The sequence below is a fragment of the Streptomyces otsuchiensis genome (genome assembly GCF_004305975.1).
In the GTDB taxonomy this organism is placed as follows: Bacteria; Actinomycetota; Actinomycetes; order Streptomycetales; family Streptomycetaceae; genus Streptomyces; species Streptomyces otsuchiensis.
In genome coordinates this window covers 1-293 of sequence record NZ_BHZI01000646.1, presented here as the reverse complement: position 1 = coordinate 293, position 293 = coordinate 1, and the positions used below count along the sequence as shown (strand labels likewise).

Here is a 293-nt window from a genome sequence, read left to right as displayed (position 1 = left end):
TTCTCGTCGGTCTCGGTGAGGAGGTTGCCCTCGGCGTCGTAGGTGTGGGTGCGGGTGCCGCCGAGGGGATCGGTGCGTGTGAGGAGCTGGCCCTCGGCGTTCCAGGTGGCCCGGGATATCGCGCCCATGGGGTCGGTGACGGTGATGACGCGGCCGAAGGCGTCGCGTTCCGCGGTGGTGGTGGATCCCACCGGGTCGGTGACCTGGAGGACGAGACCGGCGGCGTTGCTCTCGATTCGGGTGGTGTGGCCGAGGGCGTTGGTGACGCTGCTGGTGGCGCCCGATGGGGCGTA

The 293-nt window shown here is 70.3% G+C and carries 1 protein-coding gene; it reads right to left on the bottom strand.

Going from position 1 to position 293, the window contains the following annotated elements; genetic code table 11:
- On the bottom strand, positions 1-293 hold a 293-nt coding region (locus tag E0D90_RS26200; protein WP_130800361.1), incomplete at both ends, for an RHS repeat protein.